At 61.3% G+C, this 14275-nt stretch carries 9 protein-coding genes and 4 tRNA genes; all 13 read left to right on the forward strand.

The genetic code is table 11. The features are described 5' to 3' along the window. The first annotated feature begins 218 nt into the window (after positions 1-218). The 13 genes from PKKP23_RS28155 to rpoC all read left to right on the forward strand — a co-directional run bounded on the left by PKKP23_RS28155 (position 219) and on the right by rpoC (position 14165). Positions 219-304 (forward strand) — tRNA-Tyr (locus PKKP23_RS28155). A 42-nt stretch (positions 305-346) separates the two neighbouring features. Next, positions 347-420 (forward strand) — tRNA-Gly (locus tag PKKP23_RS28160). Positions 421-436: 16 nt separating this feature from the next. Next, positions 437-511: transfer RNA gene (locus PKKP23_RS28165), tRNA-Thr, on the forward strand. 63 nt (positions 512-574) lie between these two features. Next, positions 575-1765: an elongation factor Tu gene (tuf, locus tag PKKP23_RS28170; RefSeq protein WP_017777140.1), complete on the forward strand. Its 1191-nt coding sequence runs from the start codon at positions 575-577 to the stop codon at positions 1763-1765. Between the two features lie 63 nt (positions 1766-1828). Further along, positions 1829-1904: transfer RNA gene (locus PKKP23_RS28175), tRNA-Trp, on the forward strand. Between the two features lie 36 nt (positions 1905-1940). Continuing rightward, on the forward strand, positions 1941-2324 hold the full coding sequence (secE, locus tag PKKP23_RS28180; RefSeq protein WP_017777141.1) for a preprotein translocase subunit SecE: 384 nt from the start codon (positions 1941-1943) through the stop codon (positions 2322-2324). Between the two features lies 1 nt (position 2325). Beyond that, entirely contained in the window at positions 2326-2883 is a 558-nt protein-coding gene (gene nusG, locus PKKP23_RS28185; RefSeq protein ID WP_026121916.1) for a transcription termination/antitermination protein NusG, read from the forward strand. 151 nt (positions 2884-3034) lie between these two features. Beyond that, complete coding sequence (gene rplK / locus PKKP23_RS28190; RefSeq protein ID WP_017777143.1) at positions 3035-3466, forward strand: 50S ribosomal protein L11; 432 nt, start codon at positions 3035-3037, stop codon at positions 3464-3466. Then, entirely contained in the window at positions 3467-4165 is a 699-nt protein-coding gene (gene rplA, locus PKKP23_RS28195) for a 50S ribosomal protein L1 (RefSeq protein WP_017777144.1), read from the forward strand. Positions 4166-4467: 302 nt separating this feature from the next. After that, a complete protein-coding gene (gene rplJ, locus PKKP23_RS28200; protein WP_114815399.1) occupies positions 4468-4965 on the forward strand; it encodes a 50S ribosomal protein L10 in 498 nt (165 codons plus the stop codon). Between the two features lie 72 nt (positions 4966-5037). Beyond that, positions 5038-5415, forward strand: coding sequence for a 50S ribosomal protein L7/L12 (gene rplL, locus PKKP23_RS28205; protein ID WP_017777146.1), 378 nt, complete (start codon positions 5038-5040; stop codon positions 5413-5415). Positions 5416-5795: 380 nt separating this feature from the next. Then, positions 5796-9902 (forward strand): DNA-directed RNA polymerase subunit beta, encoded by a 4107-nt coding sequence (gene rpoB / locus PKKP23_RS28210; protein ID WP_017777147.1) that lies wholly within the window; start codon positions 5796-5798, stop codon positions 9900-9902. A 21-nt stretch (positions 9903-9923) separates the two neighbouring features. Next, entirely contained in the window at positions 9924-14165 is a 4242-nt protein-coding gene (gene rpoC / locus PKKP23_RS28215) for a DNA-directed RNA polymerase subunit beta' (protein ID WP_017777148.1), read from the forward strand. Positions 14166-14275: the final 110 nt, after the last annotated feature.

Consider the following 14275-nt stretch of genomic DNA (forward strand, 5'->3'; position numbering starts at 1 on the left):
GAACAGGACCGTGAAACGACTCCACGCCGATGATAGTGCGGATTGCCCGTGTGAAAGTAGGTAATCGTCAGGCTCCTTACCCCGCAAAGACCCCGCCACCCATATGGCGGGGTCTTCTGCTTTGGGCGCGTGCTTATAAGTGAGAACGCCTTGGGGGGATTCCCGTAGTTGATGCTTGACATCAATCGGTTACTCCCCCATAATCATCAGTTCTCTGCGGAGGGGTGCCCGAGTGGCTAAAGGGGGCAGACTGTAAATCTGTTGGCTTACGCCTACGTTGGTTCGAATCCAACCTCCTCCACCAGAATTGCTAAGCTGAGGTCGCGGCAGGAAATCGAAGGCCCTTGCGGGTGTAGCTCAATGGTAGAGCAGAAGCCTTCCAAGCTTACGACGAGGGTTCGATTCCCTTCACCCGCTCCAGCGCACAAAAAGTATCGCCCATGTGGCTCAGTGGTAGAGCACTCCCTTGGTAAGGGAGAGGTCGGCAGTTCGATCCTGCCCATGGGCACCAGCGAGTGTCAGTGATAGTTTGCGCCCAGCGCAACGTACGGAAAAATCCTCTTAGGAGTCGAAAATGGCTAAGGGTAAATTTGAGCGGACCAAGCCGCACGTGAACGTGGGCACGATCGGTCACGTTGACCACGGCAAGACCACGCTGACGGCGGCGATTGCGACGGTTCTGTCGGCGAAGTTCGGCGGTGAGGCGAAGAAGTACGACGAGATCGACGCGGCGCCGGAAGAAAAGGCCCGCGGCATCACGATCAACACGGCGCACATCGAGTACGAAACGGCCAACCGCCACTACGCACACGTTGACTGCCCGGGTCACGCGGACTACGTGAAGAACATGATCACGGGTGCAGCGCAGATGGACGGCGCGATCCTGGTGTGCTCGGCCGCGGACGGTCCGATGCCGCAGACGCGCGAGCACATCCTGCTGGCGCGCCAGGTGGGCGTGCCGTACATCATCGTGTTCCTGAACAAGTGCGACATGGTGGACGACGCCGAGCTGCTCGAGCTGGTGGAAATGGAAGTGCGCGAGCTGCTGTCGAAGTACGACTTCCCGGGCGACGACACGCCGATCATCAAGGGTTCGGCCAAGCTGGCGCTGGAAGGCGACAAGGGCGAGCTGGGTGAAGTGGCGATCATGAACCTGGCCGACGCGCTGGACACGTACATCCCGACGCCGGAGCGCGCAGTGGATGGCGCGTTCCTGATGCCGGTGGAAGACGTGTTCTCGATCTCGGGCCGCGGTACAGTGGTGACGGGTCGCGTCGAGCGTGGCGTGGTCAAGGTTGGCGAGGAAATCGAGATTGTCGGTATCAAGCCGACGGTGAAGACGACCTGCACGGGCGTGGAAATGTTCCGCAAGCTGCTGGACCAGGGCCAGGCGGGCGACAACGTCGGTATCCTGCTGCGCGGCACGAAGCGTGAGGAAGTGGAGCGTGGCCAGGTGCTGGCCAAGCCGGGTTCGATCACGCCGCACACGCACTTCACGGCTGAGGTGTACGTGCTGAGCAAGGACGAAGGCGGCCGTCACACGCCGTTCTTCAACAACTACCGTCCGCAGTTCTACTTCCGTACGACGGACGTGACGGGCTCGATCGAGCTGCCGAAGGACAAGGAAATGGTGATGCCGGGCGACAACGTGTCGATCACGGTGAAGCTGATTGCACCGATCGCGATGGAAGAAGGCCTGCGCTTCGCCATCCGTGAAGGTGGCCGTACCGTCGGCGCCGGTGTCGTCGCCAAGATCATCGAGTAAGCCAGCTAGTTCTCGTTGATCGGTTGTTTCGGGGTTGGCGACATCGTCAACCCCAAATGGTTTAGGGGTATAGCTCAACTGGCAGAGCGTCGGTCTCCAAAACCGAAGGTTGGGGGTTCGATTCCCTCTGCCCCTGCCAAATTCTCGCGCTCGTCGCGATGTTCGTTAAGGTGTTATGGCGAATCCTTCCTCCGTCGAAACTGTAAATACTTCCGGTGACAAGCTTCTGCTCGTCGCGGGCGTATTGTTGGTGGTGGCCGGGTTCGTAGGCTTTTTCTGGCTCGGTAGCCAGGAATGGTACGTCCGCGGTGCCGCGCTAGCCGTTGGCGTGGTCGCGGGTGTGGTGGTCGGTTTGCTCTCGGCGCCCGGCAAAGGCTTTATCGCGTTCGCCAAGGACTCGTACCGGGAAGTTCGCAAGGTTGTCTGGCCTACCCGCAAGGAAGCCACGCAGACCACGCTAGTGGTTTTCGGCTTCGTGCTGGTCATGGCCGTGCTCCTCTGGATCAGCGATAAGTCCATCGAATGGGTGATTTTCTCGGTGATTCTGGGTTGGAAATGATATGAGCGATACTCCGGCATCCCCGAGCGGAAAACGTTGGTACGTCGTGCACGCCTACTCCGGCATGGAGAAGAGCGTGCAACGTGCGCTTCAGGAGCGCATTGAGCGCGCCGGCATGCAAGACAAGTTCGGTCAGATTCTCGTTCCGACCGAAGAAGTGGTTGAAGTGAAGGGTGGTCACAAGTCTGTGACCGAGCGTCGTTTCTTCCCAGGCTACGTGCTTGTCGAGATGGAAATGACCGACGAGACGTGGCATCTCGTGAAGAACACTGCCAAGGTGACGGGATTTGTGGGCGGTGCGCGTAACCGACCCAGTCCGATCTCGCCGCGCGAAGTCGAAAAGATCATGTCGCAGATGCAGGAAGGCGTGGAGAAGCCGCGTCCGAAAACCCTGTTCGAAGTTGGCGAGATGGTCCGGGTGAAGGATGGTCCGTTTACGGACTTCAACGGTAGCGTCGAAGAAGTCAATTACGAAAAGTCGCGCGTCCGCGTTTCTGTCACTATTTTTGGTCGCGCAACGCCGGTTGAACTCGAGTTCGGCCAGGTCGAGAAGCTTTGATCCCGATTTCGCGGATCGCGCCGGTAAGGCGCGATCCGCCTTTCGCGCTTACGGTCCGCGCAATGGCCGTTGAGGAGCGTCAGTAGTCAGTTCATCGGCGAACGCGCGTTACTACTCACCGAACGCTCACGCGTTCCACTGAGGTTTTCAAATGGCAAAGAAAATTATCGGCTTTATCAAGCTGCAGATTCCTGCGGGTAAAGCCAATCCGTCGCCCCCCGTCGGTCCGGCGCTGGGTCAGCGCGGTCTGAACATCATGGAGTTCTGCAAGGCGTTCAACGCGCAGACTCAAGCCATGGAACCGGGCCTGCCCGTTCCGGTGGTCATCACCGCTTTCGCCGACAAGAGCTTCACGTTTGTTCTGAAGACGCCGCCGGCAACGGTTCTGATCAAGAAGGCCGCGAAGATCGACAAGGGTTCGAGCAAGCCGCACACCGACAAGGTCGGCTCGATCACGCGCGCTCAGGCCGAAGAGATCGCCAAGACGAAGATGCCGGATCTTACGGCAGCTGATATGGACGCAGCGGTTCGCACGATCGCTGGCAGCGCCCGCTCGATGGGCATCACCGTGGAGGGCGTGTAAATGGCCAAGCTTTCTAAGCGTCTGCAGGCATACGCGAACAAGGTCGACCGTCAGAAGCTGTATCCGATCAACGACGCGCTCGCGCTCGTGAAGGAATGCGCAACGGCGAAGTTCGACGAATCGATCGACGTGGCCGTGCAACTCGGCATCGATGCGAAGAAGTCAGACCAGGTCGTTCGTGGCTCCGTCGTGCTGCCCGCTGGTACCGGCAAGTCGGTTCGCGTGGCCGTGTTCGCGCAAGGCGACAAGGCCGAGCAGGCTCGCGCCGCAGGTGCGGAAATCGTCGGGATGGAAGATCTCGCCGAGCAGATCAAGGCTGGCAATCTGAACTTCGACGTCGTGATCGCCTCGCCGGACACGATGCGTGTGGTCGGTACGCTGGGCCAGATTCTCGGCCCGCGCGGCCTGATGCCGAACCCCAAGGTTGGCACCGTGACGCCGGACGTGGCTACCGCAGTCAAGAACGCGAAGGCCGGTCAGGTGCAATTCCGCGTCGACAAGGCCGGCATTATCCACGCGACCATCGGTCGTGCCTCGTTCGAACCCGCAGCGCTGCGCAGCAACCTCGACGCACTCGTCGACGCGCTGAACAAGGCGAAGCCGGCAACGAGCAAGGGCGTGTACCTGCGCAAGATCGCCGTGTCGAGCACGATGGGTGTGGGCGTGCGCGTCGATCAGGCAACGCTCGCCGCGCAGTAATCGTTTTGTCGCTTCGCTGCTGGACAGGGCGGAGCGTTTAAGGGCTTTGGGCGGTCGCGAGATGGCAGGGTGCATCACGCGGCCGGTTGTCAAAGACCGTTGGTGGAGCGTAGTAGTTGGACGTCTCCTTAATGCAAACCAACGCAGATGGCGAACCCGAAAAGGTTTTGAAGTGCTGAAGCAGGTTGTCGTGCGCAGCAATGCGGGCGGGAACCGGCTGAAATACTCCGGACTGGTCGGACGCCGTTGTTGAACCCGATGCACAAGGCTCGTGCCGCGTGTATCGAATCTGGAGGCTAACCGTGCCACTCAACAAGGAAGACAAGCAGGCCGTCGTAGCTGAGGTTTCCGCGCAAGTTGCGAAAGCCCAGACGATGGTTCTTGCTGAGTATCGTGGGATTGCGGTTGGCGATCTGACCAAGCTGCGCGCGAAAGCGCGCGAGCAGCAGGTGTACCTGCGCGTGCTGAAGAATACGTTGGCACGTCGTGCAGTTGAAGGTACCCCGTTTGCTCCGCTGGCAGAGCAGATGACTGGCCCCCTGATCTACGGCATCTCGGAAGATGCCATTGCCGCCGCGAAGGTCGTCAACGACTTCAGCAAGGGCAATGACAAGCTGATCATCAAGGCCGGTGCCTACGAAGGCAAGGTGATGGACAAGGCTGGCGTGCAAGCGCTTGCCAACATCCCGAGTCGCGAGGAACTGCTCTCGAAGCTGTTGTTTGTCATGCAGGCCCCGGTTTCTGGCTTCGCGCGCGCATTGGCTGCGCTGGCGGAGAAGAAGCAGGGCGAAGCTGCGTAACGAACTTCAGTCTGGCGAGATCTGCGGACAGGATCGCTGGCTGTATCCGAATTCAATCTAGGAGTATTTCAAATGGCAATCGCAAAAGAAGACATCCTCGAAGCCGTTGGCGCGATGTCGGTTCTGGAACTGAACGAACTGGTCAAGGCGTTCGAAGAGAAGTTTGGCGTGTCGGCTGCTGCAGTGGCAGTGGCAGGCCCGGCCGGTGGCGGCGGTGCAGCTGCAGCCGCTGAAGAGCAGACCGAATTCACGGTCGTGCTGACCGAAACCGGTGGCAACAAGGTTGCCGTGATTAAGGCTGTTCGCGAACTGACGGGCCTGGGCCTGAAGGAAGCGAAGGACCTGGTCGACGGTGCACCGAAGCCCGTTAAGGAAGCGGTGCCCAAGGCTGCTGCTGACGAAGCGAAGAAGAAGCTGGAAGACGCAGGCGCGAAGGCTGAAATCAAGTAAGTTCCGGCGCGCTGTGCGAAGGCTGGCGGTTTTCACACCGCCGGCCTTTTTGTGCTTTGTGGGGACCGTGTTTTTGCACCTGTCGGGTGCGGAAGTTCGGGCCCCAGAAGCCAAAGAAAATCGCCTTTCCAGGCCTTCGGGTCACGATTGAACGGCGCTTCTCTTTGTCTTCTGAAGCGACTGCAGAAGGCAAGTTTGGTCGGGCAGCGGGCAACACTGGCATCCGCTGCCGTCAGCCAGCGGTTGGTAGCGGCCAACCACCAAGCTTCTAAGGCTCGTTCAAGCCATCGGACGGCCATCGGGTCTCAGTCGGTGAACACTCGGGTCGTACCTGTCGGGCAATCCTGCCCCCGGCAACCCCGCCGTGATTCGGAGATCGTATGCAATATTCCTTCACCGAGAAGAAGCGTATTCGCAAGAGTTTCGCGAAGCGCCCCATCGTTCACCAGGTTCCTTTCCTGCTGGCCACCCAGCTTGAATCATTCAGCACATTTCTGCAAGCAGATGTGCCCACGCCGCAGCGCAAGCCTGAAGGCCTGCAAGCGGCGTTCTCGTCCGTGTTCCCCATTGTTTCGCACAACGGGTTTGCTCGCCTCGAGTTCGTCAGCTACGCGCTTTCACCACCCGCATTCAACATCAAGGAATGCCAGCAGCGCGGCCTGACGTATTGCTCCGCGCTGCGCGCGAAGGTGCGTCTGGTATTGCTCGACAAGGAGTCTCCGAGCAAGCCGGTCGTCAAGGAAGTGAAGGAGCAGGAAGTGTACATGGGCGAAATTCCGCTCATGACGCCGACCGGCTCGTTCGTGATCAACGGCACGGAACGTGTGATCGTGTCGCAGCTGCACCGCTCGCCTGGTGTGTTCTTCGAACACGACAAGGGCAAGACGCACAGCTCCGGCAAGCTGCTGTTCTCCGCGCGCATCATTCCTTACCGCGGCTCGTGGCTCGACTTCGAATTCGATCCGAAGGACGTGCTGTACTTCCGCGTGGACCGTCGCCGCAAGATGCCGGTCACGATCCTGCTGAAGGCCATTGGCCTCACGCCGGAACAGATCCTCGCGAACTTCTTCGTGTTCGACAACTTCACGCTGATGCCGGAAGGCGCGCAGATGGAGTTCGTGCCCGAGCGTCTGCGGGGTGAAGTCGCGCGTTTCGACATCACGGACCGTGATGGCAACGTGATCGTCCAGAAGGACAAGCGCATCAACGCGAAGCACATTCGCGACCTCGACAACGCCAAGACGAAGTTCATCTCGGTGCCCGAGGACTATCTGCTCGGCCGCGTGCTGGCCAAGAACATCGTCGACAGCGAAACGGGCGAAGTGATCGCCAACGCGAACGACGAAGTCACGGAAAGCGTGCTCGAGAAGCTGCGCGAAGCGGGCATCAAGGACTTCCAGACGCTCTATACGAACGATCTGGACCAGGGTCCGTACATCTCGTCGACGCTGCGGGTTGACGAAACGGCCGACCGCATGGCCGCACGCATCGCGATCTACCGCATGATGCGTCCGGGTGAGCCGCCCACCGAAGAAGCGGTCGAGGCACTGTTCAACCGTCTCTTCTACAGCGAAGACGCGTACGATCTCTCGAAGGTCGGCCGTATGAAGTTTAACCGCCGCGTGGGCCGCGATGAAATCACGGGCCCGATGACGCTGCAGGACGACGACATCCTCGCGACCATCAAGATCCTCGTCGAGCTGCGTAACGGCAAGGGCGAAGTGGACGATATCGACCACCTCGGCAATCGTCGCGTGCGTTGCGTTGGCGAACTGGCGGAGAACCAGTTCCGTGCCGGTCTCGTGCGCGTCGAGCGCGCGGTGAAGGAACGCTTGGGTCAGGCCGAAAGCGAAAACCTGATGCCGCACGACCTGATCAACTCGAAGCCGATTTCGTCGGCGATTCGCGAGTTCTTCGGTTCGTCGCAGCTGTCGCAGTTCATGGACCAGACCAACCCGCTGTCGGAAATCACGCACAAGCGTCGTGTTTCCGCACTGGGCCCGGGCGGTCTGACGCGTGAGCGCGCAGGCTTCGAAGTGCGTGACGTGCACCCGACCCACTATGGCCGCGTGTGCCCGATCGAAACGCCGGAAGGTCCGAACATCGGCCTGATCAACTCGCTCGCGCTGTACGCGCACCTGAACGAGTACGGCTTCCTCGAAACGCCGTACCGCAAGGTCGAAGACGGTAAGGTCACGGACCAGATCGATTACCTGTCGGCGATCGAAGAAGGCCGTTACGTGATCGCGCAGGCGAACGCGGCAGTGGCCGACGACGGCACGCTCACCGACGAACTGGTGTCGTCGCGTGAAGCCGGCGAAACGCTGATGGTCACGCCGGACCGCATCCAGTACATGGACGTGGCGCCGTCGCAGATCGTGTCGGTGGCGGCTTCGCTGATTCCGTTCCTCGAGCACGACGACGCGAACCGCGCGTTGATGGGTTCGAACATGCAGCGTCAGGCTGTGCCGTGTCTGCGTCCTGAGAAGGCCGTGGTGGGTACGGGCATCGAGCGCACGGTGGCGGTCGACTCGGGCACGACGGTTCAGGCGTTCCGCGGTGGCGTGGTCGATTACGTCGACGCGGGCCGTATCGTGATTCGCGTGAACGACGACGAAGCCGTGGCCGGTGAGGTGGGTGTCGACATCTACAACCTCATCAAGTACACGCGTTCGAACCAGAACACGAACATCAACCAGCGTCCCATCGTGAAGGTGGGCGACATCGTCTCGCGCGGCGACGTGCTGGCCGACGGCGCCTCCACGGACCTGGGCGAGCTCGCGCTCGGCCAGAACATGCTGGTCGCGTTCATGCCGTGGAACGGCTACAACTTCGAAGACTCGATCCTGATCTCCGAAAAGGTGGTGGCCGACGACCGTTACACGTCGATCCACATCGAAGAGTTGAACGTTGTTGCTCGCGACACGAAGCTCGGACCGGAAGAAATCACGCGCGACATTTCGAATCTCGCGGAAGTGCAGCTGAGCCGTCTCGACGAGTCGGGCATCGTGTACATCGGCGCGGAAGTCGAAGCGGGCGACGTGCTGGTGGGCAAGGTGACGCCGAAGGGCGAAACGCAGCTCACGCCGGAAGAAAAGCTGCTGCGCGCGATCTTCGGCGAGAAGGCATCGGACGTGAAGGACACCTCGCTGCGCGTGCCGTCGGGCATGAGCGGCACGGTGATCGACGTGCAGGTGTTCACGCGTGAAGGCATCCAGCGCGACAAGCGCGCCCAGCAGATCATCGACGACGAGCTGAAGCGCTATCGCCTCGACCTGAACGACCAGCTGCGTATCGTGGAAGGCGACGCGTTCCAGCGTCTCGCACGCATGCTCGTGGGCAAGGTTGCGAACGGTGGTCCGAAGAAGCTCGCGAAGGGCACGAAGATCGACCAGGCGTACCTGGAAGACCTCGACCACTACCACTGGTTCGACATCCGCCTCGCGGACGAAGACGCAGCGGCGCAGCTCGAAGCCATCAAGGACTCGATCGAACAGAAGCGTCACCAGTTCGACCTCGCGTTCGAAGAGAAGCGCAAGAAGCTCACGCAAGGCGACGAACTGCCGCCGGGCGTGCTGAAGATGGTCAAGGTGTACCTCGCGGTGAAGCGCCGTCTGCAGCCTGGCGACAAGATGGCCGGCCGTCACGGTAACAAGGGCGTGGTGTCGAAGATCGTTCCGGTCGAAGACATGCCGTACATGGCCGACGGCCGTCCGGCCGACGTCGTGCTGAACCCGCTCGGCGTGCCGTCGCGGATGAACGTGGGTCAGGTGCTGGAAGTGCACCTGGGCTGGGCGGCGAAGGGTCTGGGCTGGCGTATCGGCGAAATGCTGCAGCGTCAGACGAAGGTCGAAGAACTGCGTGTGTTCCTGACGAAGATCTACAACGAGTCGGGCCGTGCAGAAGAGCTGGACAGCTTCTCGGACGACGAGATCATCGAACTCGCGAAGAACCTGCGCGAAGGCGTGCCGTTCGCCACGCCGGTGTTCGACGGTGCGACCGAAGAGGAAATGTCGAAGATGCTCGACCTGGCGTTCCCGGACGAGATCGCCGAGCAGCTGGGCATGACGAAGTCGAAGAACCAGGTCCGCCTCTACGACGGCCGCACGGGCGAAGCATTCGAGCGTACGGTGACGGTCGGCTACATGCACTACCTGAAGCTGCACCACCTGGTCGACGACAAGATGCACGCGCGCTCCACGGGTCCGTACTCGCTCGTGACGCAGCAGCCGCTGGGCGGCAAGGCGCAGTTCGGTGGTCAGCGCTTCGGTGAAATGGAAGTGTGGGCGCTCGAAGCGTATGGCGCATCGTACGTGCTGCAGGAAATGCTGACGGTGAAGTCGGACGACGTGACCGGCCGTACCAAGGTCTATGAGAACCTCGTGAAGGGCGACCACGTGATCGACGCCGGTATGCCTGAGTCGTTCAACGTGCTGGTGAAGGAAATCCGGTCGCTGGGTATCGACATCGACCTGGACCGGAACTAATCGGACTACTGGAGAGAAGCGATGAAAGCTTTGCTCGATCTATTCAAGCAAGTCCAACAAGAAGAAGTTTTTGATGCGATCAAGATCGGTCTGGCCTCGCCCGACAAGATCCGGTCGTGGTCGTTCGGTGAAGTCAAGAAGCCGGAGACCATCAACTACCGTACGTTCAAGCCGGAACGCGATGGCCTGTTCTGCGCCAAGATCTTTGGCCCGATCAAGGACTACGAGTGCCTGTGCGGCAAGTACAAGCGCCTCAAGCACCGCGGCGTGATCTGCGAGAAGTGCGGCGTCGAAGTGACGCTCGCCAAGGTGCGTCGCGAACGCATGGGCCACATCGAACTGGCCTCGCCCGTTGCGCACATCTGGTTCCTGAAGTCGCTGCCGTCGCGTCTGGGCATGGTGCTCGACATGACACTGCGCGACATTGAGCGCGTGCTGTACTTCGAAGCGTACGTGGTGATCGATCCGGGCATGACGCCGCTGAAGGCGCGGCAGATCATGACCGAAGAGGATTACTACAACAAGGTCGAGGAATACGGCGACGAATTCCGTGCCGAAATGGGCGCGGAAGGCGTGCGCGAACTGCTGCGTTCGATCAACATCGACGAGCAGGTCGAGACGCTGCGCACGGAACTCAAGAACACGGGTTCCGAAGCGAAGATCAAGAAGTACGCGAAGCGCCTGAAGGTGCTCGAGGCCTTCCAGCGTTCGGGCATCAAGCCCGAGTGGATGATTCTCGAAGTGCTGCCGGTGCTGCCGCCGGAACTGCGTCCGCTCGTGCCGCTCGACGGCGGCCGTTTCGCGACGTCGGACCTGAACGACCTGTATCGCCGCGTGATCAACCGTAACAACCGGTTGAAGCGTCTGCTCGAGCTGAAGGCACCTGAAATCATCGTGCGCAACGAAAAGCGCATGCTGCAGGAAGCCGTCGACTCGCTGCTCGACAACGGTCGTCGCGGCAAGGCGATGACGGGTGCGAACAAGCGTCCGCTGAAGTCGCTCGCCGACATGATCAAGGGTAAGGGCGGTCGCTTCCGTCAGAACCTGCTGGGCAAGCGCGTGGACTACTCGGGCCGTTCGGTCATCGTGGTGGGCCCGACGCTGAAGCTGCACCAGTGCGGTCTGCCGAAGCTGATGGCGCTCGAACTCTTCAAGCCGTTCATCTTCAACAAGCTCGAAGTGATGGGCGTGGCAACGACCATCAAGGCGGCGAAGAAGGAAGTCGAAAACCAGACGGCGGTGGTGTGGGACATCCTCGAAGAGGTGATCCGCGAGCACCCGGTGATGCTCAACCGTGCGCCGACGCTGCACCGTCTCGGCATTCAGGCTTTCGAGCCGGTGCTGATCGAAGGTAAGGCCATTCAGCTGCACCCGCTCGTCTGCGCGGCGTTCAACGCCGACTTCGACGGCGACCAGATGGCCGTTCACGTGCCGCTGTCGCTCGAAGCGCAGATGGAAGCGCGCACGCTGATGCTCGCGTCGAACAACGTGCTGTTCCCGGCCAACGGCGATCCGTCGATCGTGCCGTCGCAGGATATCGTGCTGGGTCTGTACTACGCGACGCGCGAGGCGATCAACGCGAAGGGCGAAGGCATGACGTTCACGGGCGTGTCGGAAGCGCTGCGCGCGTACGAGAACAAGGAAGTCGAGCTCGCATCGCGCGTCAACGTGCGGATTACCGAAATGGTCCGCAACGAAGACACGTCGGAAGGTGCGCCGCAGTTCGTGCCGAAGATCTCGCTGTATGCGACGACCGTCGGCCGCGCGATCCTCTCGGAAATCCTGCCGCACGGCCTGCCGTTCTCGGTGCTGAACAAGCCGCTCAAGAAGAAGGAAATCTCGCGCCTCATCAACACGGCGTTCCGCAAGTGCGGTCTGCGCGCGACGGTGGTGTTCGCCGACCAGTTGATGCAGTCGGGTTTCCGTCTCGCGACGCGTGCCGGTATTTCGATCTGCGTGGACGACATGCTCGTGCCGCCGCAGAAGGAAACCATCGTCGGCGACGCCGCGAAGAAGGTGAAGGAGTACGACCGTCAGTACATGTCGGGTCTCGTCACCGCGCAGGAACGCTACAACAACGTGGTCGACATCTGGTCGGCGACGTCGGAAGCGGTCGGCAAGGCGATGATGGAGCAGCTGTCGACGGAGCCGGTAACGGACCGCGACGGCAACGAGACGCGCCAGGAGTCGTTCAACTCGATCTACATGATGGCCGACTCGGGCGCCCGGGGTTCGGCGGTGCAGATTCGTCAGCTGGCCGGTATGCGCGGCCTGATGGCGAAGCCGGACGGCTCGATTATCGAGACGCCGATTACCGCGAACTTCCGCGAAGGTCTGAACGTGTTGCAGTACTTCATCTCGACCCACGGTGCACGTAAGGGTCTGGCTGATACCGCACTGAAGACCGCGAACTCGGGTTACCTGACGCGTCGTCTCGTCGACGTGACGCAGGACCTCGTGGTGGTCGAGGACGATTGCGGCACCTCGAACGGCGTGGCGATGAAGGCGCTGGTGGAAGGCGGTGAAGTGGTCGAAGCGCTGCGTGACCGGATTCTCGGCCGCGTGGCGGTGGCGGACGTCGTCAATCCCGAATCGCAGGAAACGCTGTACGAATCGGGCACGCTGCTCGACGAAGTTGCGGTCGAGGAAATCGAACGCCTCGGCATCGACGAAGTGCGCGTGCGTACGCCGCTCACCTGCGAAACGCGTTACGGCCTGTGCGCGGCCTGCTACGGCCGCGACCTCGGCCGCGGCTCGCTCGTGAACGTCGGCGAAGCGGTTGGCGTGATTGCGGCGCAGTCGATCGGCGAACCGGGCACGCAGCTCACGATGCGTACGTTCCACATCGGTGGCGCGGCTTCGCGTGCGGCAGTCGCCTCGTCGGTCGAAGCGAAGAGCAACGGTACGGTGCGTTTCACTGCCTCGATGCGCTACGTCACCAACGCGAAGGGCGAGCAGATCGTCATCTCGCGTTCGGGCGAAGCGATCATCGCCGACGATCACGGCCGCGAGCGCGAGCGTCACAAGGTGCCTTACGGCGCCACGCTGCTCCAGCTCGACGGTGCGCAGATCAAGGCCGGCACGCAGCTCGCCACGTGGGACCCGATGACGCGCCCGATCATCACCGAGTACAGCGGTACGGTGAAGTTCGAGAACGTCGAGGAAGGCGTGACGGTGGCCAAGCAGATCGACGACGTGACGGGGCTTTCGACGCTCGTCGTGATCGACGTGAAGCGCCGCGGTTCGCAGGCCTCGAAGAGCGTGCGTCCGCAGGTGAAACTGCTCGACGCCAGCGGCGAAGAAGTGAAGATTCCGGGTACCGAGCACTCGGTGCAGATCGGCTTTCAGGTCGGCGCACTGATCACGGTGAAGGACGGCCAGCAGGTGCAGGTCGGTGAAGTGCTCGCGCGTATTCCGACGGAATCGCAGAAGACGCGTGACATTACCGGCGGTCTGCCGCGTGTGGCCGAACTCTTCGAAGCCCGTTCGCCGAAGGACGCGGGTATCCTGGCGGAAGTCACCGGTACGGTGTCGTTCGGTAAGGACACGAAGGGCAAGCAGCGTCTCGTTATCACGGACCTCGAGGGCAACCAGCACGAGTTCCTGATCGCGAAGGAAAAGCAGGTTCTGGTGCACGATGGTCAGGTCGTCAACAAGGGCGAGATGATCGTGGACGGACCGGCGGATCCGCACGACATCCTGCGTCTGCAGGGCGTCGAGGCGCTGTCGCGCTACATCGTGGACGAAGTGCAGGACGTGTACCGTCTGCAAGGCGTGAAGATCAACGACAAGCACATTGAAGTGATCGTGCGTCAGATGCTGCGCCGCGTGCAGATCGTCGACAACGGCGATACGCGCTTCATCCCGGGCGAACAGGTCGAGCGTTCCGACATGCTCGACGAGAACGACCGGATGGTCGCGGACGACAAGCGTCCGGCCACGTACGAGAACGTGCTGCTGGGTATCACGAAGGCGTCGCTGTCCACCGACTCGTTCATCTCCGCTGCGTCGTTCCAGGAAACGACCCGCGTGCTGACCGAGGCGGCAATCATGGGCAAGCGCGACGATCTGCGTGGCCTGAAGGAAAACGTGATCGTCGGTCGCCTGATTCCTGCCGGTACGGGCCTTGCGTTCCACAAGGCACGCAAGAGCAAGGAGATGGCCGATCGCGAGCGCTTCGACCAGATCGCAGCCGAAGAGGCGTTCGACTTCGGTACGCCGGAAGCCCCGGCCGCCGAGCAGCAGCCTCACACGGGCGAGTAATCCGCAAGCGGCGCGAGCCGCTTCGGATGACCGCTTCGCAGAAGCCGTCCAGTTTCGACTGGGCGGCTTTTTTGTTTCTTACCTCGCATTCGCTCGCCGGTGTCTCGCAT

Origin of the sequence: Paraburkholderia kururiensis JCM 10599 = LMG 19447, assembly GCF_003986935.1 — a bacterium.
GTDB lineage: Bacteria > Pseudomonadota > Gammaproteobacteria > Burkholderiales > Burkholderiaceae > Paraburkholderia > Paraburkholderia kururiensis.

Bases quoted from the DNA above. Each gene is read 5' to 3' on its own strand.
- tuf (WP_017777140.1), top strand. From the start codon at position 575: ATGGCTAAGGGTAAATTTGAGCGGACCAAGCCGCACGTGAACGTGGGC.
- secE (WP_017777141.1), top strand. From the start codon at position 1,941: ATGGCGAATCCTTCCTCCGTCGAAACTGTAAATACTTCCGGTGACAAG.
- nusG (WP_026121916.1), top strand. From the start codon at position 2,326: ATGAGCGATACTCCGGCATCCCCGAGCGGAAAACGTTGGTACGTCGTG.
- rplK (WP_017777143.1), top strand. From the start codon at position 3,035: ATGGCAAAGAAAATTATCGGCTTTATCAAGCTGCAGATTCCTGCGGGT.
- rplA (WP_017777144.1), top strand. From the start codon at position 3,467: ATGGCCAAGCTTTCTAAGCGTCTGCAGGCATACGCGAACAAGGTCGAC.
- rplL (WP_017777146.1), top strand. From the start codon at position 5,038: ATGGCAATCGCAAAAGAAGACATCCTCGAAGCCGTTGGCGCGATGTCG.
- rpoB (WP_017777147.1), top strand. From the start codon at position 5,796: ATGCAATATTCCTTCACCGAGAAGAAGCGTATTCGCAAGAGTTTCGCG.
- rpoC (WP_017777148.1), top strand. From the start codon at position 9,924: ATGAAAGCTTTGCTCGATCTATTCAAGCAAGTCCAACAAGAAGAAGTT.